Genomic DNA, 26080 nt, shown 5'->3' on the forward strand with positions numbered 1-26080 from the left:
CTTATCTCATTTGAGCTGCTGTCTCGCCAATGATGCGAATTCCTTTACGTATATGCTCATCGCTGACTCTGGAGAAACCCAGACGCATCGTGTTTACGCCCTGACCGGGTTCCAGATAAAAGGTATCCCCTGGTGTGAACGTTACACCTTTCACTTTACAAGCCTCCAGCAGTTCACGAGTGCTGTAATCGGACGGGAACTGCACGAACAGGTGCAGACCCCCCTCACCGGAAATCCGGCACATTGGCAGATGCTGCTTCAGGCAACGCACAACCAATTCATATTTTCGCTTATACTCCGTGCGAGCTCGCTTCAGATATTTCTCGAAATTACCGTTGCTCAGGTATTGATACAATAACGATTGGTCCAGTGTTGAGGTATGGATGCTGCGTGCCCGTTTCATACTCTCCAGATAATCAATGAGCGCCGCATCCGCAATAACCCAGCCAACGCGCAGTCCCGGAAACAGTACTTTGGAGAAGCTGCCCAGATACACCAGCCCATTGCCCGCACCCATGCTGGCAATCAGGGGCGAGATGTGAGAACCGGAATAGCGTAATTCTTCGTTGAATCCATCCTCAATGATGGGTACCTGATACTTGTTCATCAACCGGATGATCTCTGCGCGTTTTGCGGGTGAAGTCACAATCCCGGTTGGATTGTGGTAGGAGGGCACGAGATACGCCAGATCATATGGACTTTCCTCAAGTTCATGTTCCAGCTGCTTCAAGTCCATGCCATCCGGCTCCATATTCACACCGGTTAGGTGGAACTGGTGCAGCTTCAGGTTTTTGATTGCCGTATGGTGCGTGGGATTCTCGCAGAGCGCTTTTCCGCTTTTTTTGCGCAACGCTCCAAGCACCAGATCGAAACCTTCCGTGAATCCGTTGGTGATCAGAATGTCCTTCCCACGAAGGTTGACACCTTTGTTCTCCATATAGCGTAATAAATAGTTCATCAGCGGTCTGTATCCTTGCGCATATCCGTAATTCAGCAGTACTTCGCCTTCCAGTGACATGCGATCCAGAAAAGCCCGCTTGACATTGTGCAGATCGAACAGCTTCTCATCGGGTGCTATGCTGGTAAACGAGATCTCACCGCGCTCAACTCCGGAGCCATGCTTCATCAGATCGTACTGCTCTGCCTGAATGGCATACTCACTTACCTCCGTCTTCCAATCCAGTTGCCAGCTCGTTGTGGCCTCAGGAGCTTCAATGGAAGCACTGACGTAATTACCTTTGCCTTTGACGGCGTAGATCAGACCTTCATCTTCAAGCTCGGCATAGGCGAGCAGAATCGTGCTGCGACTAACCTTCATGAGTGTACTAAGTTCACGGGTTGAGGGCAGTTTTTGTTTGGCTTGCAGGCCACCCTTGAGCATCAATCGCTTCATATAATCTTTGACTTGTATATATACAGGGCGGTCCTCCGTCAGTTGCAGATCGGAATACATCCCATCACTCCCTCTACTGGTATCTTGCCATATTATAAACCCGACAGAAAGAACCACGATACCTCTGTTTCCCTGCGGAGGTGGTTGGTTATTCGCGTAAACGCAAAAAAGCCCAAGCAATATGCCGGGCCTGTGGTGAAACTTGATCCATTTTCTATAGTACTGCTGCTATAATTCTACAGTTGCATTGCATGACTAGTCTCTCTAGGATCGATAGCTATCTGACCTTCTACGTGTGTCTATTAACTTCAGTACGACTATAATTGCAGGCTTTCTAGGTGATACTTAAAATCTACAGTGAATCATGAGTCTAGGTCTTTCTACGTTTGCTTGCTGCAAGGGTCGATTAGATGATGAATCTACAATCTATAAGCTAAGGTTCTTGCTAACTGTACTCTTGTCGTGATCACGTAACAGAATTCAGCATGAAAAAGAGTTTCAATCATAGGGTACAATAGACGGAGGTAGATATAAAGACATATGTCTCAGTGCCCAATTTCTTCCTCATACCCCTATAGTACCACTTTGAATCAGGGAAGTTAACCTTTTTTTTGAAATATTTGTCGTAATAGCGAAAATTGCGTGAATTGTACTTCTTATAGATTGAAATGGTGTCCCTTTATAATATGTGATAGGATGTAAACCTATAGATAATGAGGAAGTGAGCCCATTGATTAATATTACTGTGCCAACACCGGATGTAACCATCACAAAGCAGGTTGATCCACAGCTTAGCCACATTTATGGATTTACCGATTTTCACCTGATAACCCGGGAACTAGGCGGGATTTTCATGTTCTACAATGCCGCTGGAGAGCTGTTATTTGTCGGGAAAGCACGAAAATTAAGACCCCGTATCAAAAAGCATTTTGAAGACACTGTATCACCAATGAAGAACCACCGCGAGGAAGTAACAAAGATTGAAGTGTGCGTGATTGAAGATCCAGTAGATCGTGAAATTTACGAGACGTATATCATCAACACGATGCGTGCGAAATACAATGTAGATAAAGTCTTGTACAAGTAAGACGCATAAAAACATAATTAACATGCAATGTCTGGGACATATGTCCTAAGTGTTGCGCCAGTGGGTAAGGATGTAATCTAAGGGTTGCATCCGATCCTATCTGGTGCCATCCTGATTTTTCAAAGGAATAGCTTGTAGAATTGGAAACGTAGCATGCCCAAACAAACTTAGTATCACAGATATACCAAATACATATGAAGAGGTGATTGTGTTGATCGGTCGTAGCGGTAACCCTACACTTAAAGACAGCACGTTTGAGAACAGAGGATATGGAGAAGATCGGTATCAGAATTACATGACGATCAACGGCACGGTGAACAAAGCGTTTATTACGCTGGTGATCCTGCTGGCTAGTGCGTTTGCAACCTGGATGATGTTCTTCAACGGACAACAAGTGATGCCGCTCGCGTATGGCGGATTGATTGTTGGTTTCATTCTGGCACTTGTCATTTCGTTCAAACCCGTAGCGGCACCTTATCTGGTACCTGTCTATGCCGTGGCAGAAGGCCTGTTCCTGGGGGCACTCTCCGCAACCTATGAATCCCTGTATAACGGAATTACCTTGCAGGCGGCTCTGTTGACCATGGCTGTATTCATCGCGTTGCTGATGGCATACAAAACGAAATTGATCAAAGCTACGGAGAATTTCAAGCTGGGTGTTGTGGCTGCAACCGGCGGAATCATGATCATGTATCTGCTGAGTTTTGTACTTGGTTTCTTCGGCATTTCGATTCCTTATCTGCATGATAACAGCTTGATCGGCATCGGCATTTCGGTCGTTATTGTTATTGTGGCTGCTCTCAATCTGGTCCTTGATTTTGACTTCATTGAAGGTGGCGCTGAGCGTGGCGCGCCCAAGTATATGGAATGGTACGGCGCATTTGGATTGATGGTGACGCTGGTATGGCTGTACATTGAGATCATTCGTCTGCTTGGCAAACTGCGGAGCCGGGATTAGTCCTAATGTTAAAATTATCATCATAGTTTGGCCTTCTTGGAAGCTAACGCGTGTTACTCACGTCGTTGGCTTTTTTGATAGTTGAGGATGAGAATTCCGGGGCCAGATTGTATACCGCGCAAAAGACCAAAAGACAAAGAAATCACTATCATTGGTGCAGGAATCATCTGTTCAATTGAAAGAATAGGTATTGTTATCTGAATAAACACCAAAAAATCCCTGACAGGTTCGCCAGGGATTTTTTGGTGTTTATCTCAACATGATTGCTGGTTGGTATATCTACAATAAAAAATCTAAAAGCTTATAATTGCTATGATCATCCGTGTATTGCTTTGGTTTTAAGCTGCTCGAGCAATAATCTGATTATTTTCCAGAACCGCTTGAGCTTCAGCATTGGAAGGACGGTAGCCTTTTTCGAGCAACTCTTTAATGTAGATTTTGTTGTAAACGAAAGAGAAGACGATCCCACTAATCCAAGCTCCAATTCCTGCAGTGAAAATACCAAGGGCTACGGAGATCAAGAACATGATGGCAGCCCATTTCAAATCACCACGGAACAACGCAGGGAAAAATCCGAAAAATAATGTTGTCCAGCTGAAACCTACTTTCACGTTCTTGGTTACACCTGCACTGTTTTGCAAAAAGATATGCATTTGTCCACTTCCTTCTAAAATAATGAATCGGAGAGAGAATCGAGTACTAACAAGTATGTAGTGTGAAACTAGTCGTAAATACCTGATTATTATTACCTATTCTTCTTCCTTTTGGTCCTATAGTACCATTAACTGGACAGGATGTTAATCTTTTTTTTTTGAAAATTATGGTTTCCTATATGAGATATATTCTCTTTTTGATAAAAAGTAAAAATGAAGGAGAGTCAATGACCGCTCCTTCATCATATTTGCAATTCTAACGAATTTCACACTTCTTAATAGTGGATTATTAGGGTGTAGGGAAACCTAACGAACCTTAGACACCTTATTGGTACAGAATTCAGTAATAACAACGTAAAATAGAGCATATTGAAGGAAATAACGTGTGTAGGATTCCTTAGAGTGCGAAAGTCGCGTAATTCTAGTTAATAAGGTATATCAGATTCGTTAGAGCCGAGCTCGGCTCAGCTTAAGTCTCAACTCAAACTTCAACCAAACCTCAATTAATCCTCAACCAGCCGCAAACTACACCATTTCTGCGTATAGATCTTCCAAGGTTATGATATCGGGCTGGCTCGGCGGATCTCCCCCAGCCGAACATGCCGCAAGCATATGTCCTTCATCCAGTCGCTGACTGTGAAAGCGATATTCACCGGCCTGCTCGCAATGCCATTCCTTCCGTTCATCCGGGAGGATGGCGAAGGAGTCCAATGGTATGGACAAGCCCATACCGACTGCCTTGATATAACTTTCCTTCAGCGTCCATAGACGGTAGAAGGTTTCCAGCCGACGATCGTCAGGCGCGGCGGCCAAGAACTTGCTCTCCATAGGAGAGAAGAAACGCTCTGCAATCTGCATGTCAATTGGAGCTATTTTTTCCACATCCACGCCCAGTTCATCTGTACCGCCGGAGATCAGAGCAATCCAATCACCAGAGTGGGAGACGTTGAATTGTACATCCGAATAGTGACTGAGTGAAGGTTTGCCGTAGGAATTACGGGTAAAAGAAAGCTCAGCAGGCCTTAGGCCAGTTAGCTTACTCAAAGTCACACGAGTCAATATCTCTCCCAACACGGAGCGATACGCATCAGCCTGACGAACAAAACGCAAAGCCTGGGCACGACGCTCGGCCGAGACTTGCGAGAGAAAATGGTTCCAGTATGCCTCGGGCAATACTTCTGGAACTTGGAGCATACGAATCGTTATCATCATTTATCACCTGAGGACATATTCGGCATGGATTAATAACTTTCCTTTATATGGAACGTACCCTCTATGGATCTCTATACGGATGTCTGATCAAGCAGGTTAATCCCGGTGTTCCTTTCAATTTAAGGTTTCAGGTTATGCATCTTTATCTTTATCGTTATCTTTAAGCTTCTTGCGCTCGTTTCCATTCCGAATGCGCAGCCTGCACTCGTTCCCACATGTCGTGGCATTCCAGTTCGCTGTAATTCACCAATGGTTCATGGAATATTTCAGTTAATACGTTACGCCACTCGGTATAATCCTGGATCTCCGTTTTCTGGATTCCTTCCTTATCATGTGTTCGGAGCATACATCCACGTAGTTCATGACTGCTGATCTCATCCCGCTGACGAAGCAAAAATACGTTATGCCAAGGTGATTCGGCCGCCCGACTGTAGAATTCATGTTTGGGAATGAACTCCCCCAGATCGTGGACTAGCTCGGCAGCATAGTCGACGCCTTCACTTGGCCCATTCGGTTCGTACTCAAGCCGCCATCCCCCAGCAGCAACAGATGATGGCATCAATTGGTATGTGAACGGAGCTTGACCGTAGGTTCCATAACGAAGTGGCAGAGGTTCAAAGGGCATTCCGCCCAGACCTACATCCACAATCCAGCGTTCAACTGTTGGGTCGGCATCCGGCAGATGGACAGACAGACCGAGATGGAATGAATTCACACGGGGTTGTTCCCCATGAGGCTGTACTCCACCGCGATGCCAATCAACCGTATAACCCAGCGAGCGGAGAAGAACACTAAATGCACCATTTAGATGAAAGCAGTAGCCGCTGCGTCCCTGTAATATGAGCTGAATTGACTCTTGAAGGCTGATTCCCGAAGGACGACCTGCAAAAATATCGACCGTTTGCCAGGAAAGATATTGCACATGTGCGCGCTGGAGTTCAATTAAGTATTCCAGCGTAGGTTTCTTTATATCATCCATGCCGATCCGTTTCAGATAAGCCTGTATTTCAGATGGATTTAGTGTAACGTTCATTCAGATCACCTCACGTCATATATTGGGCTGCAAGCACTGGTTATAAACTTCTGCTGCCCTGAGTTCATTGTAAAAGTCAACGGGTGAAAACAACATCGTCAATTGGGCTAATTGTAACGGTACAATTAATAGGACAGCCCTGAAAATCATCTCAAGAGATAATCATGGTTTTGATGGTACTGAAATACAATATATGGATGAGCTATTTCTTTTTCTCGGGTATGCTAACCCTTTGGAGTGGATATAGGTTAGAATATAGATAGATAGCAGGATTAGGAGATGGAAAAATGGCTAATGAAGAAGTGATTTTGACACAGGAAGGCTTGGAAAAGCTGGAGGACGAACTGAGGGAATTGAAGACAGTGAAGCGTAAGGAACTGGCTGAGCGTCTGAAACTCGCAATCAGTTACGGTGACCTGAAGGAAAATAGTGAGTATCATTCAGCCAAAGATGATCAGGCCTTTATGGAGACCCGGATTCTGATCGTGGAGAAGATGCTGAAAAACGCCAAAGTCATCACGTCCGAGAACATGGATGCTACCAAAGTGGGTGTAGGTTCCACTGTATTGCTCAATGATATCGAATTCGCTGAGAAGATTGAATATAAATTGGTTGGTCCTGCTGAGGCCGATGTAGCAGATAATAAAATTTCCTATGAGAGTCCACTGGGCAAAGAACTGATGGGCAAAGAAGTGGGCAGCGTCATTCATGTCAATGCTCCGATGGGTGTTATCAAGTACGAGTTACTTCAAATTAAAGTTTAATTTTAAAAGAGAGGTGTTCCGCAGTCATCAAAATGGCTGAGGGACACCTCTTTTTGGTTCTGTTGGGCTTTGAAAGGTTGGAAATTATGGTTGTGTTGAAACTTCATACGGTTGGTCTAACGGACTTTATCACATACTGTGTTTAGGGAACTTATGAGATATAGATTTCCGAGTGTTTTTATATGTAAAAAAATAACATTTCGACAAATTTCGAATTTCGAATGACCTGACAAGGCGAGTAGTATATAATTACGGGAAAACTTTAAAGTGATGGAGTAGATACGATGAATTTTAGTAAGCCTAATCTAAATCAAGACAACGCTGGCAAAGGAGAACGCTTCTCCCAAGCTGGATTTATCCTTGCAGCCATTGGTAGTTCGGTTGGTCTGGGCAACATGTGGAAATTCCCGTACATTACGGGTGAGAACGGAGGAGCAGCGTTTTTCCTGCTCTTCATCGTCTGTTTGTTACTCATCGGTCTGCCAGTGCTCCTGGCTGAACTTGCGATTGGTCGCAGCGGCAGAGGTAGTGCAGCTACTGCTTTTATCAAAGCAGGTGGACATAAGGGTTGGCTCGCAGCCGGATTGCTGCAAGTATTAACGCCATTTATTATCCTGTCCTTTTATGTCATTATCGCGGGCTGGACATTGCAATATGCGATTACGTCTTTCAGCGGTACGTTGTTTGACAATCCGGATTATGCTGGACAATTCGGCTCCTTTGTAGGCGGGTATATGCCGATTGTATGGCAACTGTTTGCAGTTCTGATCACCGGGTGGATTGTTGCTAAAGGCGTATCGAACGGAATCGAGAAGTTTAACAAAATTCTGATTCCAGCCATGCTTGGACTGCTTATTATCCTGATGATTCGTGCTGTTACGTTGCCAGGTGCAGGAGCTGGGGTTTCCTTCTTCCTGAATCCAGATTTCTCGCAGCTGACAACTGAATCTGCACTGGTGGCGCTTGGACATGCTTTCTTCTCCCTGTCACTCGGGATGGGTATTCTTGTAACCTACGGTTCGTATGTGGATAAAAATCAATCCCTCGGTGCGGCAACCGTCGCCGTTGGTGCGGGTGACCTGATCTATGCATTCATTGCTGGTCTGATCATCTTCCCAACGACATTCTCATTCGGTATTGCACCGGACCAAGGCCCGTCACTCATCTTTGTGGCTCTTCCGGCAGCCTTCTCGGCTATGCCGCTTGGATTCCTGTTTGGCGGATTGTTCTTCATCCTGCTGGCTATTGCGGCTTTGACGTCAGCAGTATCCTTGCTGGAAGTTCCGGTGAAATATTTCATGGAACGTTTGTCATGGAGCCGGAATCGTACGGTATGGGTAATATCACTCGCGGTCTTTATCGTGGGACTTCCTTCGGTACTATCGCTCGGTTTGCTGCCTGAATGGACGATTGGATCGAAGAGTGTGTTCGACTGGATGGACTTTGTAGCATCCAACATCCTGTTGCCTGTAGGTGGACTGCTTGTGACGATTTTTGCGGGATACTTCTGGAAAACGGCTGCTGAAGCTTCCGGCCTGCGTTCTGGATGGTTCCGTGTGTGGCTGTTCATGCTGCGTTACGTGGCTCCGATCCTGGTTCTGCTGGTTCTACTGCACACATCCGGTATCATTCACTTCTAAATGTGAAGGCCCGATAGGGTTAAAGTTGGTCTGTTGTGCAGATTTACCATGGATAAAACCTCTTGGAAGAAATGCAAAAGCCCTTGTTTTCCCTCGTCAATTTTGGGACAATACGGAGTAGAGGTTTTTTGGGTAGGACCGATAAGCCATATGCTTTTTTGCGAAAAGAGGATTATACAATGAACAAATCATCCATATATGGATTAACATTAGAGCAATTACGTTCCTGGCTGCCGGAGCATGGGCAGAAAAAATCCCGTGCATCCCGGATCTGGGAATGGTTATATCAAGAACGTGTACACGATTTTCCGGAGATGTCCGATGTCCGTCAGGAATGTCTGGATGTCCTTTCCGAGCATTTCACCATGAACTCGCTGAGCGAACATGTGAAGCAGGAATCGGCAGATGGTACCGTGAAATTTCTGCTTCGGATGCAGGACGGCAACCTGATCGAGACGGTATTGATGCGGCAAAAATACGGACTTACTGTCTGTGTGACCACACAAGTCGGCTGTAATATTGGTTGTAGCTTCTGTGCGAGCGGTCTGATCAAGAAGAGCCGTGACCTGACCGCTGGCGAGATTGTCGAGCAGATTATGCACGTGCAGCGGCATCTGGATGCAGCAGGTCAAGACGAGCGGGTAACCAACGTGGTGGTGATGGGCATTGGCGAACCATTCGACAACTTCCAGCACATGAGTGATTTCATCGAAGTCATCAAGGATCGCAAAGGACTGGCACTTGCCGCCAAACGCATAACGGTGTCCACGAGTGGCCTTCCGGACAAAATCAAGGAATTTGCAGACAGCAATCTCCAGGTCAATCTGGCGATCTCTCTGCATGCACCTAATAATGAACTGCGTACCCACATCATGAAGATCAACCGGGCTTTCCCGATTGAGCAATTGATGGATGCAGTCGATTATTATCTGGCTACGACGAACAAACGTATCATGTTCGAGTATATCCTCTTGCGTGATGTTAACGATCAACGTGAGCATGCCGCGGAGCTCGCTGAACTGTTGTCCAGTCGCAGAAGTATGGTCAGTGTGAATCTGATCCCATACAACCCGGTGGATGAGCACAGTCAGTATCAACGGAGTACAGAAGAGTCGATTCTGGGCTTCTATGATACACTCAAAAAGAACAACATCAACTCTACTGTACGTATGGAACATGGTACCGATATCGATGCTGCTTGCGGACAGTTGCGCAGTAAACAAATGAAGAACAACACTGCCGAATCAGAGTCAGACCGTCTGGCACTGGGATAAGACACAACGCGGAGCTGGCAAGTCAGTTTAGCATACTTGATTACTATAATCGGAGTCTGTATGTGCCATATACCGTTGTTGGGTCACGAATGAATGTGTTGCCTGAATACAAAACGCCTCTGTACATCACTGAGAAGTGATAACGGAGGCGTTTTTGGGATTTCATTATTTTAGTTTTTTGGTCATCAACAGATGGGGAATGCCGTCTTCCATAAATACGTCTGACGCGGGTGCATATCCGAGACGTTCGTAGAACCCGGAAGCTTGTACCTGGGCGTGCAGTTTGGCTTTCTCCAGTCCTTCTGCAATAGCCATCTGCTCCAGCTTGTCGATCAGCACACGGCCCAGACCGTGTTTACGGTAATCGAGCATGACACAGATCCGTTCCAATTTGGCGACCTGCTCCACAACGCGCAGTCTGGAGGAGGCAGCAGGTACACCGTCTACGTAGAGGAGGATGTGGCGCGCCTCCGCGTCTAATGTATCATAAGCGTCGAATTCATCCGTTGCGGGTACGCCTTGTTCTTCGACGAAAATAGCGGTGCGGATGGCGAAGCAGGCATTAAGCAATTCCTGATTATTAACTTCAACAATGGTTGTATTCATGAATGTTTCTCCTTTGGACGATAGTAATCATATCCGGGCATGATAAACTGGTATATAGCATAATCATTGCAGCCGTTCCATGTGAGTATCATGGTTAAAATTTAATCCAATTTAACTGTAGTTATATCACTATTTATGTTGTGAATGCAACAATTTTATAAAAGGGCGTGAGCGCATTGACTGATAAAAAAGAAGTGTTGCGTGAAATTGGCATGATTGCCCGCTGTCTGGATTCGATCAGCAATGTGGAATTTCAACATCTGAACTTGTCCCGAGGCCAATATCTGTATCTTTATCGTATATGTGAGAATCCGGGCATTATTCCCAACCAGCTGGCTGAACTAATCAAAGTAGATCGAACGACAGCGGCCAGAGCGATTAGCAAACTCGAATCCGATGGATTTATTGTCAAACAGTCGGCAATAGACAATAAGAAGAACAAGTTGTTATATCCGACAGAAGCTGGCCTGAAAGCATGGGAGTTCATTCGTAAAGAGGGCGAGCATTCCGATCAGGTGACGCTGGACGGCTTTACGGATGAAGAGATAGAGACCGCGGTTAAGCTTCTCCGCCGAATGCGCCACAACATCGAGGTAGACTGGAAATTTGTCAAAAAGGGCGGACGGCGTTCCTACATGGATATCTCAGAATGAACAATACCTCTATCCTTGACCCCTACATCCCAGACCCTAGCCGAACCGATCTCAAGGAGCAGAGTCATTTTCTCACAATAGCAAAAGTACAGGAGGGAATCATGAAGAGAATGAACCGGAAAACAGTAACGTGGTTGGTCCTATTGATGGTCAGTATTGCAGCAGCGTTCATTATTTTCATGAAGGAGCGGTTCGTGTTGAATGAATTATCCCCTACAGTATCCTTTGTCCAAGATCATATGACCAATCCCAATGGTTTACTTGCATCCTATTTGCAGGATGCCACATCCGAAAAAGCGGATATCGTAGCAGGCAGAGAGGTTTTATCTGAATCACTTGGTCTTTGGATGCAATATGCTGTAGCCAAGAACGATCAGGCGTTATTTGAGCAAAGCTATGAGCTGCTGACGACCTATTTCCTCATGCCGCAAAAATATATTGCCTGGAAGCTGGATGCTGAGGGAAAATCTCACGTGACCACCAACGCGCTCGGTGATGATTTCCGAATTGTCGGTGCCTTATTAAAGGCAGCAGATCAATGGCAACAGGGAAGAGAAGCCAAACTGGCAACGGCCTCGGATATTTCCCGTACACTGACGCAGTCGGTTCAGAATAAAGGATATTATGTTGATTTTCACGATTTTGGCAATGGTTACTCCGCGGATATGTTAAGCCTGGTTTATGTGGATCTACCGTCTCTCCAATTAATGGAGAAGCATGAAATGCTGGAGCCGGGCACATATGCCAAGTACGAATCCATGTTGAAGAGTATGCCGGATGACGGGATATTTTATCCGAAAACATTCAATGTGGGGACGAAAGAGTATACATATGATGACACAGTGAATCTGATTGATCAGCTGATCGTAGCGAACCATCTAACTGCGACCAGCCGCAAACCGGACAAGCTCATTGCTTTTTTGAAAAAAGAATTCAATACCCGTCATCAGCTGCCGGGACAATATAAGCGTAGTACTCGCACACCTGCGGTATCTTACCAATCTCCATCCGTATATGGACTCGCGATGCTGCTTGCGGTACAGTCAGGTGATCCAAAATGGGCGAAACAGCTGTATAAGCATATGATCAGCATGCGTAGTCTGGACGCCAGTTATCCAGGCGGATATGTATTTAGTGGAAACACACATATGTTTGATAACCTGTTTCCTTTGCTTGGGGAGACTGAATTACAAAAGTTACTTAAAAAGTAATGAAAATGTCATATAATATATTCAACAATGTGTTAACATGAAGTTTGTCTATTCATGTCATATATTGTTTACTCGAAATATCACTAACCAATCTACTGGAGAGAAGAAACCTATGAGGAATAAAGCACCCATCCTTCGTATTGCATGGGGATATGCGAGTTTGATTGGATTAGCCGTAATCCAGCAGCTCGTTGTCTATCTTAAGATTTATATGAATCAGAGTTATACTACACTGGATGTGGTGTTTAGCATTGTGTCGCTTGGAGCGCTGATCCTGGGTTTTGTGATACCTGTCGGGGTATCTGTCGTCGCCGGATTTATCTATCTGGTCTCTTATTTTGTATGGCTTGTTACCTACGCGGATGTAAGTGTACTTACGTTCTCTTGGTGGCTGCTCATTCCAGGCAATGTGGCTGTGGCTGCTTTTATCAAGGCAAGTCTTGTGCGCAATGCGCGTGTCATGGAGCGTCTGCAGGAGCTTCAGGAGCGTAATCCGGAGATTGATCTGGATACCTCCCTGGGCAATAAGGATGCACTTGCGGATACGCTTGTTAAGCAAAGTAATCTGGCCAGACGTTATTCGGATCAATATGGATTCAGCATGGCGATGTTCAAGATCGAGTTTTTGCCGTTGGTACTGGAATCACTCGGTTCCGTACGTTATGCACAGTTCCTTCTTGAACTATCCACTACCATACAGAAGCAGATTCGGTTTGAGGATTATAAATTTTTTGTGGATCGAGGACGTTTTGTGATTATCTGTCCAATGACCAATGTGGAGTACTTGCCCATCCTGACACAACGGATCAAAAAAGCCATGATGGATCTGCAAATCATCGATAAAAAGGGAAATGAGTTGCAGACGGTTATTCGATCTGGTGCACTGGTATTCCAGAAGGAACAATTCAGTAAGTATGAGGATATCGATGCTGTTATTGCGGCACTGGAACGGAACACAGAGACAGATCTCATTGGTGAATACATCTAGATGCTATGGGGGAGGAGTATTTCTGTGAATTATTTAACATGGTTTGTTCCATTATGTATTGTAGTTAGCAGTTTCTTTGCTATTACGATTCTTATATTAACCTTCGCGACTCTTCGTTTTCGAGGGAAAATTAACAGGAAATATGATCGGAGGAAATTGAATGGCTGATTTCCTGCTGTTGATGTCCATCCTCAGTATTTGGATATCCGTCACCGAGTCGATTGTCATTATGGCTGGAGCTATTCGTTTCATTAACAAACAAGAAAAAAAGGGAATTCAAATTCCTGAAAGTATGGATGATTACCCCACTGTGACTGTCATGGTGCCTGCGCATAATGAAGGGGTAGTTATCGTGTCTACCGTTGAGCATATATTGCGTCTGAACTACCCTGAGCATAAAGTTCAAGTTATTGTTATTGCAGATAATTGTACAGATAATACAGCAGAGCACCTGAAGGAGCTCAAGGCCAAGACGAGTTATGCAGATCGTGACTTTACCATTCTGGAGCGTACCGGTACAGGTGGGAAGTCGGGAGCTTTGAATGATGGCCTTGAACTGGCGTGGGGAGAATGGATATGTATCTATGACGCAGATGCGGCGCCTGAGCGGAATGCATTGATGTTTTTGACACAAAAAGCATTGGAAAACCCGGAGAAGTATGGTGCTGTATTTGGTCGAAACAAAGCTCGTAATCGGGGTCAGAATTTTCTCTCCCGTTGCATTAATTTGGAACTTGTAACGGTCCAACGTGTTCACCATACGGGGCTATGGGAGTTATTCAAACTGGGCACGATTCCTGGTACGAACTATATTATCAAGGCAGCACTGATCCGTGAGATTGGTGGATGGGACCCTGATGCGATCACGGAAGATACGGCCGTGTCGTTTGATATTCTTACTCGGGGTCAGCTTATTGCATTAGCGCCACAAGCAGAGGCTTATCAGCAGGAACCTGAGCAATTATCGGTATATATGAAACAGCGCCAGCGCTGGTCCAAGGGAAATTACCAGGTTGTTATCGACAATGTGAAGCATTTATTTGACCGTACTAGCTGGAGAATTAAACTGCATGTTCTGTACTATGCTGCAAGTTATTTCTGGTTTATGATCGCTATTATTGTATCGGATATTATTTTTGTCTCGAATCTAGTGTATCAGGTTATTGCATTATTTAATCCGAATGTCATTTCTCCCTTCCAGTTCTCAGGGGATGTTTACGTGTATCTCGTAATAGCATGGGCATTAATGTACTACATTTATGTACTACAAATTAATCTCGCACTCTCAGCAGATATTGGGCAAAGCAATACGCAGAATTTTATTGTGGCCTGCCTCTCCTATTTCACATATGCCCAGTTATTTCTGGTCATATCCGTCAAAGCATTTATCTCGCTTATTGGAGATAAGCTATTCCGGAGAGAAACCAAATGGTACAAAACGCAGCGTTTTGGCTGAGAAACATCAACTTATAAATGAAGGGCTGTTTTCTGGATTCGTTCAGAAGGCAGTCTTTTTTACTATGGAAAGATCGGTTGGCATTATGTATACTCTTTCAGGCTGTACATATTGAACGTTGCATAAAGGAAACGGAGGCGTGTGGAATGGGCCACAGAGGATCAGACTTCTACGATGATGAGGCGAATTTCGAGAAGTATATGGAACGTCGCAAGTGGCAGGAGAACGCCAATGATACACTGGAAAAGCCGGTGATGCTGGAGTTGATCGGAGATGTTGCTGGCAAGAATATACTGGACCTCGGTTGCGGGGATGCAAGGTTCGCCGCAGAATTGCTGAGCAGGGAGCGCGAAGGTGCGACGTATACGGGAATTGAGGGTTCGGTGAATATGATTCAGGCAGCTAACGAATCCGTAAAAGGATTGAATGCCCGGATTGAGCAAGCGTTCATGGAAGATTGGACCTACCCGGAAGAAGTGTACGATCTGGTGATATCGAGACTGGCTGTTCACTATATTGAGGATGTAGACTGCCTGTTCCGCAACATATACAACACGTTGAAAGAGAACGGGACATTTGTATTCTCGGTAGAACACCCTGTGATCACGTCCACACTGCAACCCTCCGGGACTCGAACGGATTGGGTGGTTGATCAGTATTTTGTGGAAGGATTCCGTGAGCAGCAGTGGCTGGGCGGTTCTGTGAAAAAAATGCATCGTTCCATTGAATCCTACTTTATGGCATTGCAGCGAGCGGGGTTCCGTGTAGAACATTTGCGCGAGTCAGCACCACAACGTGCTTATTTTGTAAACGAGGAAACCTATCTGCGCAGGCAGCGCATTCCATTGTTTCTGTTCCTGGCTACCCGGAAATAGATCGCGGAGAAGAAACAGATGGAATAGCTGAGTTATACTCAAAAAGTAGAAAGTTCTACACAGAAAACGGTGGATAACACTAGATATAGCACTGAAAAGCCCAAAATCTATCCACATGTGGATAAGATTTTGGGCTTTTACTGTTAAGTTACTGCACCTATGCTGCGTGTGCTGTGTATAACCACGTAATTATGAATCCGCCGCAGCTCTGACATAGACACGTTCCCCATGCCGATCAACTTCCACAGGTGCCTCGAAGAAGTTGCTCAGCACTTCGGTGTTCATCAGCTCGCTCGTTAGTCCGCTATTCACGATTTCACCCCTACGAAGCAAGAGACTGTGACTAAACACGGGCAATATTTCTTCGGTATGATGGGTGACATAGATGAGTGAAGGGGTATCTGGACGCTGTGATAGTTCACGAATGCTGTCCAGCAATCGCTCTCTTGAGAACAGATCCAGTCCATTGCAAGGCTCGTCCAGAATGAGTACGCGCGGATTGGCCATGAGTGCTCGGGCAATGAGAAGTTTCTGTTTCTCACCTTGAGAACAGGTACGATATTCGCGATCCCACAGGTGCTGACAGCCCAGCGTTTGCATCAATTCCTGTGCCTGATCCAGATCATCATCCGATAGCTTGTCATACAAGCCAATGGTGGCATGTTTGCCGCTGATCACGACATACTGTGTGCGATCCGTGCCGTACAATTTCTCTTGCAGAGACGAACTGACCCAGCCGATGGATTTGCGGAGCTGCCTCAGATCCACATCGCCATATTCATGGCCCAGCACGGATATATTGCCTTCAGTTGGCCAGAGATACCCGGTGATCATGTTCAGGAGTGTTGTTTTGCCGGAGCCATTCAGGCCAAGCAACGCCCAGTGTTCACCATCATTAACCTGCCAGCTCACATCGTTCAGCAGGGTAAGTGGTCCCCTTTTCCAAGTGACATGCTGTACATCAATAATCATGCGTTATTCCTTCCTTCTGTTATCCTCGAGTGTCCTAGGTGTATTGTAGTCACAAAATCAGTGAGGTTTCAACGGTTATCACGCTGTTCTTGGTTGGTCCTTGCGCAGAAATACAGCACACACACCAAGCAGTGGCAAAAACGAACATAACTTGATAACAAACGAAATGCTGGTCACGTCAATTAAGGAACCTAACACAACCGAGCCAAGTCCAGCCATGCCGAACGACAGACCAAAAAACAATCCGGATACCGTTCCAATATGACGAGGAAGCAATTCCTGTGCATAAACAATGATGACGCTGAAGCCGGACATCAGGATTAGTCCAATGATCCCGCATAATACCATGGACAAAACGGGGCCAACATAAGGTAGCATCAGGGAAAACGGTGCAGTGCCTGCAATGGAGAACCAGATCATCGGTTTGCGTCCGTAGCGGTCAGCGAGTGGGCCGCCGAGCAAGGTTCCGACCATACCTGCAAATTGCAGGATAAACAGACAGATCTGTGCCTGGGAGAGCGGCAAGTCATATGCATCCGCGTAATAGAAGGCGTAATATCCGGTCATGCCAGCAATATATACGAATTTGGAGAATAACAGCAGGATAAGAATTCCCATTGTAAAAGCGATGAATCCCCTGCTCACAGGTCGAGCTATTGGTTCTGCACCGCTTGATTTTAAAGGTTGTTGCTGACGAATGCGAGTCTCGGCAAGCTTGTCTCTGTACCAACGACTGACAATAGATTGAATGAAGATGCCGATCAGGGCAAAGCCCATCAACCATAGAAAACTACGCTGCCCATGTGGCAGCAGGATGAAGGCGACCAGTAATGGAGCAATCGCTTGTCCCGTGTTGCCTCCCACCTGGAAGATGGATTGCGCCATTCCACGTCCACGGCCTGCTGCCATATGAGCCACGCGTGAGGACTCGGGGTGTAGGATGGATGAGCCTATGCCAATCAGTGCTGCAGAAACAAGCAGCATCCATAACTCGGAAGACAAGGCTAAGCCGAGCACACCGATCAGGGAGAATAACATGCCTCCGGGAAGCAGAATCGGCATGGGTTTGCGATCTGACATATAACCGACCAGTGGCTGAAGGACGGATGCGGTAATATTCAGGGTGAAGGCAATCCAGCCCATCTGGGCGAAACTGAGCTGCATGGTTTGCTGAAACAGCGGAAAAGCAGATGGAACCACGGTCTGCATCGCATCATTCAGCAGATGGGCGAAGCTGACTCCGACAAGTGCCCAATTGGCGGAGGAGTTGATTTGCATTTTGCTTAAAGTAGCCTGAGCCATGGGAGATCACCTCGAATTATTTTTTTTCTATGATAAAAGATACGGTCATGTATTGTCTTTGTGAAAAGTGCTTGGAAAGTGAGCACGATTTGCTATAATGTCAGCAGGTGAGGAAACGATGGAATTAAACATGACGTTAAATGGGTTGGAATTATGGAAAGCTACAGGAGGGTTCGCGAATGAACCCCATGTGCATAATGACTGGTATCAGCTAACGTTGCCGGTCAGAGGCCAATGTCATCTGGTACAGGAACGGCACGCATACCCTCTGAAAGCGGGCAAGGGGATTATTGCTCATCCCCAGACCGAGCATTATTTTGAAATAGGTTCGGATTCGGCTGTCATCGTGATCAAGTTCCGTAAACCGCCATTAGGCAGTTACGCGAGTGGGGAGATTAGTAGCGGACAAGCTGAGTTTCAACCCACCCATACTTTTGATCCAACGGAGATCAGTAGCCTGTTCCGAGGTTGGAACTCCATTTTGGTAGATGACATGCCGGATTCGCTCCAAGTACAGGAAACAGAACTGGCGGTCGAGATGTATCTAAGGCGCATGTTGATGGGGCAGGAAAATGGAAAAGCGATTGTAGATAATCGTACATGTATGGACCCTCATATCCGCCGGGTGCTGGAGTACATTCACAGTGCCTATACAGGTTCAATGGATATTGATTCGATGGCGATGGTCGCGCATCAGAGTCGGCATCATTTTATGCGTTCTTTCAAGGCTCTTACGGGAACCACCCCGTATCAATATTTGCTGAATTTGCGCGTAGAAGAAGCTTCCAGAAGGCTCCGCCTTACAACAGATTCAGTGACCACAATCAGTTATGATCTGGGATTCTCCAGCGTCAGCCAGTTATATAGAGCCTTTCAGCGAGTGTATGTTATGACACCGATGCAATATCGGAATCAGGTGTAGATTTTAATGGGCAGTCTCGCGTATGCGAGACTGTATTTAGTACGTTACAGCATGACACTGATTTTTGTTGTTGCCAAACGATGGAGACTTTGCTAAGATGGGAAAAAGTTTATGTAAGCGTATACATTTAGATTAAAATTACAACGTTGTAATTATGGTTTTGGAAATTATTGAAATGACAGAACTACGGTGTAAGGAGGACTATTTCGAGCAAATATCTCGTTTTACGCAGAATATTATCGGTTGTTACAAAACGTGGATGGAATGAATAACAAATACGTCAGTGAAATGACAATTTCATTTTTATTCAAAAATTCAAACGTTGTAATTATGTAGCGAAGGGAAGTGTCTCACGTTGAAAAAACGCATGTCTACGCTGTTCAGCCTGATTAGACGGGATAAGTATTTGCTGTTGATGTTTTCACCTATCTTCCTGTATTACCTCATCTTCATGTACCTTCCGATGCCTGGCGTGTTGTTGGCATTTCGCAATTTCTTGCCGGGTCAGGGCATGCTCAGCGGGGAATGGGTGGGACTGCGCTGGTTCGAACAGTTCGTGAACTCCATTTACTTCTGGCGACTGCTACGTAACACATTTCTGCTCGCTTTCCTGCCACTCCTGTTCGGCTTCTCCATTCCGATTTTATTCGCTGTCTGCATCGTGGAGATCAAGAACCGAACATTCAAGCGATTTGCCCAGACGGTTACCTACCTTCCTCACTTCATCTCCACTGTCGTTGTAGCCGGCATGATCATTAACTTCCTGTCACCAACAGACGGTATTGTGAATACCCTCATCGCGAGTCTGGGCATGGAAAAAGTGAATTTCATGATGGATGCCAGCTGGTTCCGTACCATCTTCACAAGTTCCGACATCTGGCAGAGCTTTGGCTTCAGCTCCATCATCTACATTGCAGCCATTATGGGGATCGACCCCGAGATGTATGATTCCGGCAAAATTGACGGCGTCAACAAATTCCAGGAGCTATGGCACCTGACCCTTCCCAGTATCAAACCAACCATTGTCATTCTTCTGCTTCTGTCGCTTGGCGGCATTATGAGTGTAGGTTTCGAGAAAGTATATCTGCTCTACAACGGAGCCACCTACGAAACGGCGGATGTCTTGTCCACCTATGTATACCGGATGGGGATTGAGGGCCAGAATTACGGCTTCGCCACAGCGGTCGGCTTGTTCAACTCCATCATCACCTTTGTCCTTGTGTTTGCTGCCAATTCCATGACCCGCCGCCTGACCAAGATGTCACTCTGGTAAGACTATAACCCGGACCAAAGGAGACCTGTATGCAAAAATCGAGAAGTGACCGTTTGTTCTACGGAGGTGTCTACCTGCTGACCATACTGGCGGTTGTTGTCACGTTGTATCCCTTTCTGTACGTCATCAGCATTTCATTCAGCTCGGTGGATGCCATCGACAAACAAAAAGTTGTATTGTGGCCCGTCGGCTTTACCCTGTCAGGTTACCAAATGGTATTGCAATACAAGGAGTTATGGGTGTCGTTCTACAACACCCTCTGGTACACCGTGGTAGGCACACTGTTGAATATTGTGGCAACATGTCTTGCCGCGTTTCCGTTATCCAGACAGCAGTTTTTCTTGCGTCGCAAGCTGAACTTTTTCATCGCTTTCACCATGTATTTCTCGGGTGGACTCATTCCGGTCTACATGCTGATTACCTCGCTTGGGCTGTACAATACCCGCTGGGTCATGGTGCTGCCTGTGCTGGTGATTACGTTTAACGTCATGATCTGCCGTTCGGCCTTTGAAGGCATTCCGAATGAGATTTTTGAAAGTGCCAGTATAGACGGGGCCAATGAGATGACAATGCTGTATCGTCTGGCGGTTCCGATCATCAAGCCAACACTGGCTGTGCTCACGCTATACTATGCGGTATTCCACTGGAACAACTTTTTCACGGCCCTATTATATCTGGGCAAACAGGATATGCAGCCCTTACAGATGTTCCTGCGAAGGGTGCTGATCATGGCTTCGCCGGAAGTGATGCAGAAGATGGGCGGTACGATGACATCTGGTGCGCTGGCGGTCTCCTCCCTTCAGGTTCGTTATGTATCCATTGTGGTCAGCATTCTGCCTATTGTTACGATCTACCCGTTTATCCAACGGTACTTCGTTAAGGGGATCACCCTCGGAGCCGTGAAAGGATAGCTTTTATTACTTAAGTGTCATGTCATTCAAGGGAGTTCAGAATGGTTCATACCAAGGAGGAATGATGGATGAGATTTAAAGGGGCAGGAAGAAAAAGTGTAATCGCAGCGATACTGGCAATCAGCCTGGCGGGATGTAGCGGCGGAACAGGGGCGGGAACCGATGCGGGGAGTACCCCGTCCACTTCGGAGCCAGCCTTCAATTATACCGGAGCAGGACCGGTAACGGATCAGACGGATGCCAAGTTGTCTGTTCTCGGAACCAACGCATGGACGACCAATGTGGATCTGTCTACCGCCGCCATTGTGAAGAAAATTGAGAGCAATGCCGGTGTGACGGTGGATTGGGATCTAATTCCGCCGCAGAATTATGCGGATGCCGTCAATCCGAGGCTGGCTGCCGGTACCGGCTTGCCCGATATCGTGTACCTGCCGGATCAGGATCAGCTGATGAAGTACATTAACAGCGGTCTGTTCATTCCAATTAATGATCTGGTGGAGAAGTACGGCGTGAATCTCAAAAAAATATATGAAAAGTCGCCTTCGGTCAAAGCCAGTTTAACAACACCAGATGGTAAAATGTATTATATCCCGCAGCAGACGTTAACCCGCAACTACATGCCGGTATTTATGGTTAATGTGCGCTGGCTTGATAAGCTGGGATTAAGCGAGCCAACCACGCTGGATGAATTTACGGCGATGCTGCGCAAGTTCAAGACAGACGACCCGAACGGCAACGGAAAAGCCGATGAGATTCCGCTGTCCATGGAAGCAAAATTTGTGTCAATGGCCTTTGGCCCCGCGTTTGGTCTCGATCTGTCCAACCAGTTTTATGCAGACGATCAGGGCAAGGTGCATTTCAGTTATTATGAGCCAGCGTACAAGGAATACCTGACCTATCTGAATGGACTGTACAAGGAAGGTCTGCTTGGGGTGGATTATGCGAGTACTACGAGTGATCAGGTCACATCGCGTATCTCTCAGGATGTGACAGGAGCCACATTTAATTTCAGCTGGTACATGTCGATGGTCTACAGCCCGCTGTTCAAGGATTACAATCCGGAAGAGCCAATCATCAAAGGCATTCTGCCACTGAAAGGACCGCATGGCGATCAGTTCTACATCGGTCGTACCCCGGTTAGCGGCATCTTCGGTATCACGCGGGATAGCAAAAATCCGGAGCTGGCTTTCCGCTTCCTGGATTATGCGGTAAGTGAAGAGGCACAGACGTATTATACGTGGGGCATCAAGGATGACACGTATACGGAAGAGAATGGCGTGAAGACATTTACGGACAAAGGCAAGGACAATGAATACATTCAGAAGCTCGGCATCGGTCCGGTGAATCTGCCGAACATTCAATCCACCGATTCTGCCGATTCCGTCGTGGCCCCTTGGCATGCGAAGATGGATAAGGAACTGGAGCCGTATGTCCGTGAACCGTTCCCGTTTGTCTATGCCCTGCCGGATGAAGCGAGCGTGGAGAGCATGGCGATGCCTGACATTACCACATATGTGGAAGAGATGAATTTCAAGTTTATTAGCGGTGATGCCAGTCTGGACCAGTTTGACAGTTATATTGAGACGTTGAAGAAGATGAACATAGAGCAGGTTATTGCGGGCAGACAGGCACAATATGATCGTTATAAGGCTGCACAGAAATAGGAAATAGGTTTCAGGCGTATGAGAGGTGTTGATTGATTTTGATAACCATTAAAGACATTGCCAAACTGGCGGGGGTGAGCTATAGCACAGTATCAAAGGCGCTGAATGATGATCCCCGAATCAAACCGGCAACGAAGCAGAAGGTGCTTGCGGTCGCAGAGAAACACCAATATCGGAAAAATATGTTGGCCCGGCAGCTCTCCACCGGCAGGAGCAACATCATCGGTTTTGTGCTGGATGAACTGAGCAATCCGTTATTCTCGAACATCTCCGGCCGTCTGCACACCGAGCTGAAGAAGCGGGGATATCAGATGATCCTGGTTGTGGCGGATGATGGCGTGGATGTCTTCAGCCAGCTGCGTGTGGATGGATGTATTCTGTGGGACTATGCACTGGATAATCGGGATGTATTTTGGAAAAAGTTCTCGACACTCAACATGCCATGTTTTGTGCTGGGTACAGATGAAGCTCCGAACTCTCCTTACATCAAGATTGACCGCAAAGAAGGACTGTTCAAAGCAGTGGAGCATCTAAAATCGCTGGGGCACAGCCGAATCGGATTCATCGGCAACTCGCAGAATATTAAACTGGAGGGATACCGGGAAGCGTTGCAGCGCACGGGTCTGGCTTTTAACGAAGATCATGTGCTGCCAGCGTATTCCTCCTGGGAAGACGGATATTTTGCCATACGGAATCATACGTTTGGGCCGGAGTCGCCGACAGCTTTTATTGGACTGAACAACCTGGTCACCCGAGGTGCGCTCCGGGCTTTGCTTGAGGCTGGGTACAGCGTTCCCCGCGATATCTCGTTAATTGGGTATGATGATCTGCCGGATATGCAGTATGCCGAGGTGGCCTTAACGACGATTGGTCCGTCTCTGGATGAACTGGCCGTGCAGGCAGCAGAGCTGATTGTATCGTTAATCCGTGATGAACAGGTGGACGTTCCGGTAGTCATCCAGCCCAAATTGAACCTTCGCAATTCAACGGCAAAGTGTTAGTCATACATGTATTAGGTGGATACAACATTCAAGGAGGAATTGCTTATGCAGGTACAGACACAGTTATCCTGGTCTGAGCGAATTGCAGCAACGATCATCCAGCAATGTGACGGGGACGGTTATCATGCGTTCCCTTCGGGACGATGGGCATACGTGGAAGGTATGACATTGATGGCGATGGCACGAACTGGGCGATATTATGGCAAGCAAGAGTATGTTGATTTTATGAAAAAACATATGGACTTGTATATCCAGCCAGACGGTTCTATTGGCACGTATACTTTGGAAGAATATAATCTGGATCAGATTAATCAGGGAAAAAACCTGTTTGCATTACTGGATGGTGCAGAAGATCGGCGTTACGCAGAAGCGGCGCATCTCTTGGCCGCACAGCTTGCAGGGCAACCTCGAACGTCGGAGGGTGGCTTCTGGCACAAAAAAATCTATCCTTTCCAGATGTGGCTGGACGGCCTGTATATGTCATCTCCCTTTCTATCCGAGTATGCGAAGACATTTCATCACCCCGAGTTATGGGATGAAGTGGCACACCAGATTCTGCTGATCGAACGCCAGACCCGTGATCCCCGGACCGGACTGCTCTATCATGGTTGGGATGAATCGAAGGAGCAGGTCTGGGCCGATTCATCGACAGGGTGCTCGCCACACTTCTGGAGCCGGGCGATGGGCTGGTATGCCATGGCGATTGTGGACAGCGTGGAACATTTTCCCGTGAATCATGCAAAGCGCGGAACCATCATCGGTATCTTCGAACGGATGTGCCATGCTTTGGTGCGCGTGCAGGAGCAGGAGAGCGGGTTATGGTTCCAGGTGCTGGATCAGGGGTTCCGCAAAGGCAACTATCTGGAAGCATCCGGGTCAAGCATGTTTATATATGCACTTGCGAAGGGGGTACGGCTAAAGTATCTGGAGCCGCATTTCAGAGCAGCGGCGGAGAAAGGATGGCAGGGGCTTTCCTCCAGATTGGTGGAGGAGACGGCTGACGGCGTTCGGTTAAACGGGATCTGTCATGGCGCAGGACTAAGTCTGGACCGGGATGGCTCGTACAGCTACTATGTGAGCGAAGCGGTTGTAAGCGATTCCTTTATGGGGGTGGCTCCGCTCCTGCTGGCAGCGCTGGAAATGGAGCGATTGCCATGACACAGCAGAGATTGCCGAATACAGCATTGGAATCATCGACTCCCTGTCTGACTGTTGCTTCAGACGGGACGGGGGATTATGTGACGATTCAGGCTGCAGTCGATGCGCTGCCGGAGAATGGCATCGGAAACGTCCCGATTCGAGTGAAAGCTGGTGTTTATTATGAGAAGCTGCATATGGAGAAGCCGGGCATCCATCTGATTGGTGACGGGGCGGAGCAGACAATCATTACGTATGATGATTATGCACTCAAGAAGTTCCCGGACGGGTCGCCATATCATACGTTTCATTCCTATACAGCTTTCATCGGTGCCGATGATTTCACGGCAGAGGGGGTTTCCTTCGTAAATGCTGCCGGGCCGGGCAGGGAGGTTGGTCAGGCGCTGGCCGTTTACGTAGATGGAGACCGGGCGGCCTTTCGTCGCTGTCGTTTGATCGGTCACCAGGATACGATTTTCACTGGCCCGCTGCCGGAGCAGCCCATGGACCGCAGTTACTTTGGCGGGCCACGTGATGGTGCCGAGCGGCGCAAACTGCGGCAGTATTTCGAAGACTGTTACATCGAAGGCGATATCGATTTTATTTTTGGCTCGGCTACGGTGGTATTTAAGGGGTGCGAGATCTTTACGAAGAATCGCCTGACTGAAGCGGAGGCTGCGGATGGGCAAGTGAACGGCTGGATTACCGCAGCATCTACGCCAGAGGATGTGCGTTACGGCTATGTATTTCTGGACTGTGATCTGACCAGCAATGCTCCGCCGCAGTCGGTGTATCTGGGCAGACCGTGGCGTCATCATGCCAAAGTCTGTTTTCTGAACTGCTGGATCGGCGCTCATGTGAAGCGAGAGGGATGGCATAACTGGAACAAGACAGATGCAGAGCAGACCGTTCAGTATGCGGAATATAACAGTGCCGGTCCTGGTGCCGGACGTGCTGCTGATCGTGTGCCTTGGGCCAAAATGCTGACCGAACAGGAAGCGGCGGAGTACGCTGTACCTCTGATTCTATCCGGCATGGATGGTTGGCAGCCTTTTGAAGGGAGAGGGGAGCAGCGGTAAGATTCGCCCTATTCTC

24 protein-coding genes are annotated in these 26080 nt (G+C 47.0%); 17 read left to right on the forward strand and 7 right to left on the reverse strand.

The window, feature by feature from the left end; translation table 11 throughout:
- Position 1 precedes the first annotated feature (1 nt).
- Positions 2-1453 carry a MocR-like pyridoxine biosynthesis transcription factor PdxR gene (gene pdxR, locus AB4111_RS19955; RefSeq protein WP_442032929.1) on the reverse strand — a complete coding sequence of 484 codons (1452 nt, stop codon included), beginning with the start codon at positions 1451-1453 and terminating at the stop codon, positions 2-4.
- Positions 1454-2123: 670 nt separating this feature from the next.
- On the opposite strand from pdxR, the gene AB4111_RS19960 reads away from it, so the two are divergent.
- Positions 2124-2480, forward strand: coding sequence for a nucleotide excision repair endonuclease (locus AB4111_RS19960; RefSeq protein WP_253441952.1), 357 nt, complete (start codon positions 2124-2126; stop codon positions 2478-2480).
- A gap of 211 nt (positions 2481-2691) precedes the next feature.
- Positions 2692-3438, forward strand: coding sequence for a Bax inhibitor-1/YccA family protein (locus tag AB4111_RS19965; protein ID WP_442032930.1), 747 nt, complete (start codon positions 2692-2694; stop codon positions 3436-3438).
- A 338-nt stretch (positions 3439-3776) separates the two neighbouring features.
- Here the strand turns inward: AB4111_RS19965 and AB4111_RS19970 are convergent, their stop codons facing one another.
- The 3 genes from AB4111_RS19970 to AB4111_RS19980 all read right to left on the reverse strand — a co-directional run bounded on the left by AB4111_RS19970 (position 3777) and on the right by AB4111_RS19980 (position 6336).
- Positions 3777-4091 carry a DUF2628 domain-containing protein gene (locus AB4111_RS19970; RefSeq protein ID WP_253441950.1) on the reverse strand — a complete coding sequence of 105 codons (315 nt, stop codon included), beginning with the start codon at positions 4089-4091 and terminating at the stop codon, positions 3777-3779.
- A gap of 525 nt (positions 4092-4616) precedes the next feature.
- Entirely contained in the window at positions 4617-5303 is a 687-nt protein-coding gene (locus AB4111_RS19975) for a 4'-phosphopantetheinyl transferase family protein (protein WP_442032931.1), read from the reverse strand.
- 160 nt (positions 5304-5463) lie between these two features.
- A complete protein-coding gene (locus AB4111_RS19980; RefSeq protein WP_442032932.1) occupies positions 5464-6336 on the reverse strand; it encodes an arylamine N-acetyltransferase family protein in 873 nt (290 codons plus the stop codon).
- Between the two features lie 287 nt (positions 6337-6623).
- Here AB4111_RS19980 and greA point away from each other — a divergent pair, with 287 nt between their 5' ends.
- The 3 genes from greA to rlmN all read left to right on the forward strand — a co-directional run bounded on the left by greA (position 6624) and on the right by rlmN (position 10014).
- Positions 6624-7100: a transcription elongation factor GreA gene (greA, locus tag AB4111_RS19985; protein WP_076332078.1), complete on the forward strand. Its 477-nt coding sequence runs from the start codon at positions 6624-6626 to the stop codon at positions 7098-7100.
- A 284-nt stretch (positions 7101-7384) separates the two neighbouring features.
- Positions 7385-8740: a sodium-dependent transporter gene (locus AB4111_RS19990; protein WP_442032933.1), complete on the forward strand. Its 1356-nt coding sequence runs from the start codon at positions 7385-7387 to the stop codon at positions 8738-8740.
- Between the two features lie 179 nt (positions 8741-8919).
- Positions 8920-10014: a 23S rRNA (adenine(2503)-C(2))-methyltransferase RlmN gene (rlmN, locus tag AB4111_RS19995; RefSeq protein WP_442032934.1), complete on the forward strand. Its 1095-nt coding sequence runs from the start codon at positions 8920-8922 to the stop codon at positions 10012-10014.
- Positions 10015-10179: 165 nt separating this feature from the next.
- Here the strand turns inward: rlmN and AB4111_RS20000 are convergent, their stop codons facing one another.
- Entirely contained in the window at positions 10180-10620 is a 441-nt protein-coding gene (locus tag AB4111_RS20000) for a GNAT family N-acetyltransferase (RefSeq protein ID WP_442032935.1), read from the reverse strand.
- Between the two features lie 212 nt (positions 10621-10832).
- Here AB4111_RS20000 and AB4111_RS20005 point away from each other — a divergent pair, with 212 nt between their 5' ends.
- From AB4111_RS20005 to AB4111_RS20025, 5 genes are all read left to right on the forward strand, one after another.
- Positions 10833-11273: a MarR family winged helix-turn-helix transcriptional regulator gene (locus AB4111_RS20005; protein ID WP_036612335.1), complete on the forward strand. Its 441-nt coding sequence runs from the start codon at positions 10833-10835 to the stop codon at positions 11271-11273.
- 101 nt (positions 11274-11374) lie between these two features.
- Complete coding sequence (locus AB4111_RS20010; RefSeq protein WP_442032936.1) at positions 11375-12484, forward strand: glycosyl hydrolase family 8; 1110 nt, start codon at positions 11375-11377, stop codon at positions 12482-12484.
- Between the two features lie 112 nt (positions 12485-12596).
- Positions 12597-13472 carry a diguanylate cyclase domain-containing protein gene (locus AB4111_RS20015; protein ID WP_442032937.1) on the forward strand — a complete coding sequence of 292 codons (876 nt, stop codon included), beginning with the start codon at positions 12597-12599 and terminating at the stop codon, positions 13470-13472.
- A 160-nt stretch (positions 13473-13632) separates the two neighbouring features.
- On the forward strand, positions 13633-14928 hold the full coding sequence (locus AB4111_RS20020; protein ID WP_442032938.1) for a glycosyltransferase family 2 protein: 1296 nt from the start codon (positions 13633-13635) through the stop codon (positions 14926-14928).
- A 146-nt stretch (positions 14929-15074) separates the two neighbouring features.
- Positions 15075-15803, forward strand: coding sequence for a class I SAM-dependent methyltransferase (locus AB4111_RS20025; protein WP_442032939.1), 729 nt, complete (start codon positions 15075-15077; stop codon positions 15801-15803).
- 189 nt (positions 15804-15992) lie between these two features.
- Here the strand turns inward: AB4111_RS20025 and AB4111_RS20030 are convergent, their stop codons facing one another.
- On the reverse strand, positions 15993-16775 hold the full coding sequence (locus tag AB4111_RS20030; RefSeq protein ID WP_442032940.1) for an ABC transporter ATP-binding protein: 783 nt from the start codon (positions 16773-16775) through the stop codon (positions 15993-15995).
- A 78-nt stretch (positions 16776-16853) separates the two neighbouring features.
- Positions 16854-18077: an MFS transporter gene (locus AB4111_RS20035; RefSeq protein ID WP_442032941.1), complete on the reverse strand. Its 1224-nt coding sequence runs from the start codon at positions 18075-18077 to the stop codon at positions 16854-16856.
- A 118-nt stretch (positions 18078-18195) separates the two neighbouring features.
- Here AB4111_RS20035 and AB4111_RS20040 point away from each other — a divergent pair, with 118 nt between their 5' ends.
- The 7 genes from AB4111_RS20040 to AB4111_RS20070 all read left to right on the forward strand — a co-directional run bounded on the left by AB4111_RS20040 (position 18196) and on the right by AB4111_RS20070 (position 26064).
- Positions 18196-18999: a helix-turn-helix domain-containing protein gene (locus AB4111_RS20040; protein ID WP_442032942.1), complete on the forward strand. Its 804-nt coding sequence runs from the start codon at positions 18196-18198 to the stop codon at positions 18997-18999.
- 355 nt (positions 19000-19354) lie between these two features.
- Positions 19355-20272 carry an ABC transporter permease gene (locus AB4111_RS20045; protein ID WP_036612224.1) on the forward strand — a complete coding sequence of 306 codons (918 nt, stop codon included), beginning with the start codon at positions 19355-19357 and terminating at the stop codon, positions 20270-20272.
- 29 nt (positions 20273-20301) lie between these two features.
- Positions 20302-21183 (forward strand): carbohydrate ABC transporter permease, encoded by an 882-nt coding sequence (locus AB4111_RS20050; protein WP_192135300.1) that lies wholly within the window; start codon positions 20302-20304, stop codon positions 21181-21183.
- A 68-nt stretch (positions 21184-21251) separates the two neighbouring features.
- Complete coding sequence (locus AB4111_RS20055; RefSeq protein ID WP_210109402.1) at positions 21252-22847, forward strand: extracellular solute-binding protein; 1596 nt, start codon at positions 21252-21254, stop codon at positions 22845-22847.
- A gap of 38 nt (positions 22848-22885) precedes the next feature.
- Complete coding sequence (locus tag AB4111_RS20060) at positions 22886-23848, forward strand: LacI family DNA-binding transcriptional regulator (RefSeq protein ID WP_442032943.1); 963 nt, start codon at positions 22886-22888, stop codon at positions 23846-23848.
- A 45-nt stretch (positions 23849-23893) separates the two neighbouring features.
- Positions 23894-25006: a glycoside hydrolase family 88/105 protein gene (locus AB4111_RS20065; RefSeq protein WP_442032944.1), complete on the forward strand. Its 1113-nt coding sequence runs from the start codon at positions 23894-23896 to the stop codon at positions 25004-25006.
- Complete coding sequence (locus tag AB4111_RS20070) at positions 25003-26064, forward strand: pectinesterase family protein (RefSeq protein WP_442032945.1); 1062 nt, start codon at positions 25003-25005, stop codon at positions 26062-26064. The genes AB4111_RS20065 and AB4111_RS20070 overlap by 4 nt, the downstream gene beginning before the upstream one ends.
- Positions 26065-26080 lie beyond the last annotated feature (16 nt).

Origin of the sequence: Paenibacillus sp. 2KB_22, assembly GCF_052115745.1 — a bacterium.
Lineage (GTDB): Bacteria > Bacillota > Bacilli > Paenibacillales > Paenibacillaceae > Paenibacillus.

What these genes read in the sequence shown, in the direction of transcription:
- pdxR (WP_442032929.1), bottom strand. Translation starts at nt 1,453, where the DNA reads ATGTATTCCGATCTGCAACTGACGGAGGACCGCCCTGTATATATACAA.
- AB4111_RS19970 (WP_253441950.1), bottom strand. Translation starts at nt 4,091, where the DNA reads ATGCATATCTTTTTGCAAAACAGTGCAGGTGTAACCAAGAACGTGAAA.
- AB4111_RS19975 (WP_442032931.1), bottom strand. Translation starts at nt 5,303, where the DNA reads ATGATGATAACGATTCGTATGCTCCAAGTTCCAGAAGTATTGCCCGAG.
- AB4111_RS19980 (WP_442032932.1), bottom strand. Translation starts at nt 6,336, where the DNA reads ATGAACGTTACACTAAATCCATCTGAAATACAGGCTTATCTGAAACGG.
- greA (WP_076332078.1), top strand. Translation starts at nt 6,624, where the DNA reads ATGGCTAATGAAGAAGTGATTTTGACACAGGAAGGCTTGGAAAAGCTG.
- AB4111_RS19990 (WP_442032933.1), top strand. Translation starts at nt 7,385, where the DNA reads ATGAATTTTAGTAAGCCTAATCTAAATCAAGACAACGCTGGCAAAGGA.
- rlmN (WP_442032934.1), top strand. Translation starts at nt 8,920, where the DNA reads ATGAACAAATCATCCATATATGGATTAACATTAGAGCAATTACGTTCC.
- AB4111_RS20000 (WP_442032935.1), bottom strand. Translation starts at nt 10,620, where the DNA reads ATGAATACAACCATTGTTGAAGTTAATAATCAGGAATTGCTTAATGCC.
- AB4111_RS20005 (WP_036612335.1), top strand. Translation starts at nt 10,833, where the DNA reads ATGATTGCCCGCTGTCTGGATTCGATCAGCAATGTGGAATTTCAACAT.
- AB4111_RS20010 (WP_442032936.1), top strand. Translation starts at nt 11,375, where the DNA reads ATGAAGAGAATGAACCGGAAAACAGTAACGTGGTTGGTCCTATTGATG.
- AB4111_RS20015 (WP_442032937.1), top strand. Translation starts at nt 12,597, where the DNA reads ATGAGGAATAAAGCACCCATCCTTCGTATTGCATGGGGATATGCGAGT.
- AB4111_RS20020 (WP_442032938.1), top strand. Translation starts at nt 13,633, where the DNA reads ATGGCTGATTTCCTGCTGTTGATGTCCATCCTCAGTATTTGGATATCC.
- AB4111_RS20025 (WP_442032939.1), top strand. Translation starts at nt 15,075, where the DNA reads ATGGGCCACAGAGGATCAGACTTCTACGATGATGAGGCGAATTTCGAG.
- AB4111_RS20030 (WP_442032940.1), bottom strand. Translation starts at nt 16,775, where the DNA reads ATGATTATTGATGTACAGCATGTCACTTGGAAAAGGGGACCACTTACC.
- AB4111_RS20035 (WP_442032941.1), bottom strand. Translation starts at nt 18,077, where the DNA reads ATGGCTCAGGCTACTTTAAGCAAAATGCAAATCAACTCCTCCGCCAAT.
- AB4111_RS20040 (WP_442032942.1), top strand. Translation starts at nt 18,196, where the DNA reads ATGGAATTAAACATGACGTTAAATGGGTTGGAATTATGGAAAGCTACA.
- AB4111_RS20050 (WP_192135300.1), top strand. Translation starts at nt 20,302, where the DNA reads ATGCAAAAATCGAGAAGTGACCGTTTGTTCTACGGAGGTGTCTACCTG.
- AB4111_RS20055 (WP_210109402.1), top strand. Translation starts at nt 21,252, where the DNA reads ATGAGATTTAAAGGGGCAGGAAGAAAAAGTGTAATCGCAGCGATACTG.
- AB4111_RS20065 (WP_442032944.1), top strand. Translation starts at nt 23,894, where the DNA reads ATGCAGGTACAGACACAGTTATCCTGGTCTGAGCGAATTGCAGCAACG.
- AB4111_RS20070 (WP_442032945.1), top strand. Translation starts at nt 25,003, where the DNA reads ATGACACAGCAGAGATTGCCGAATACAGCATTGGAATCATCGACTCCC.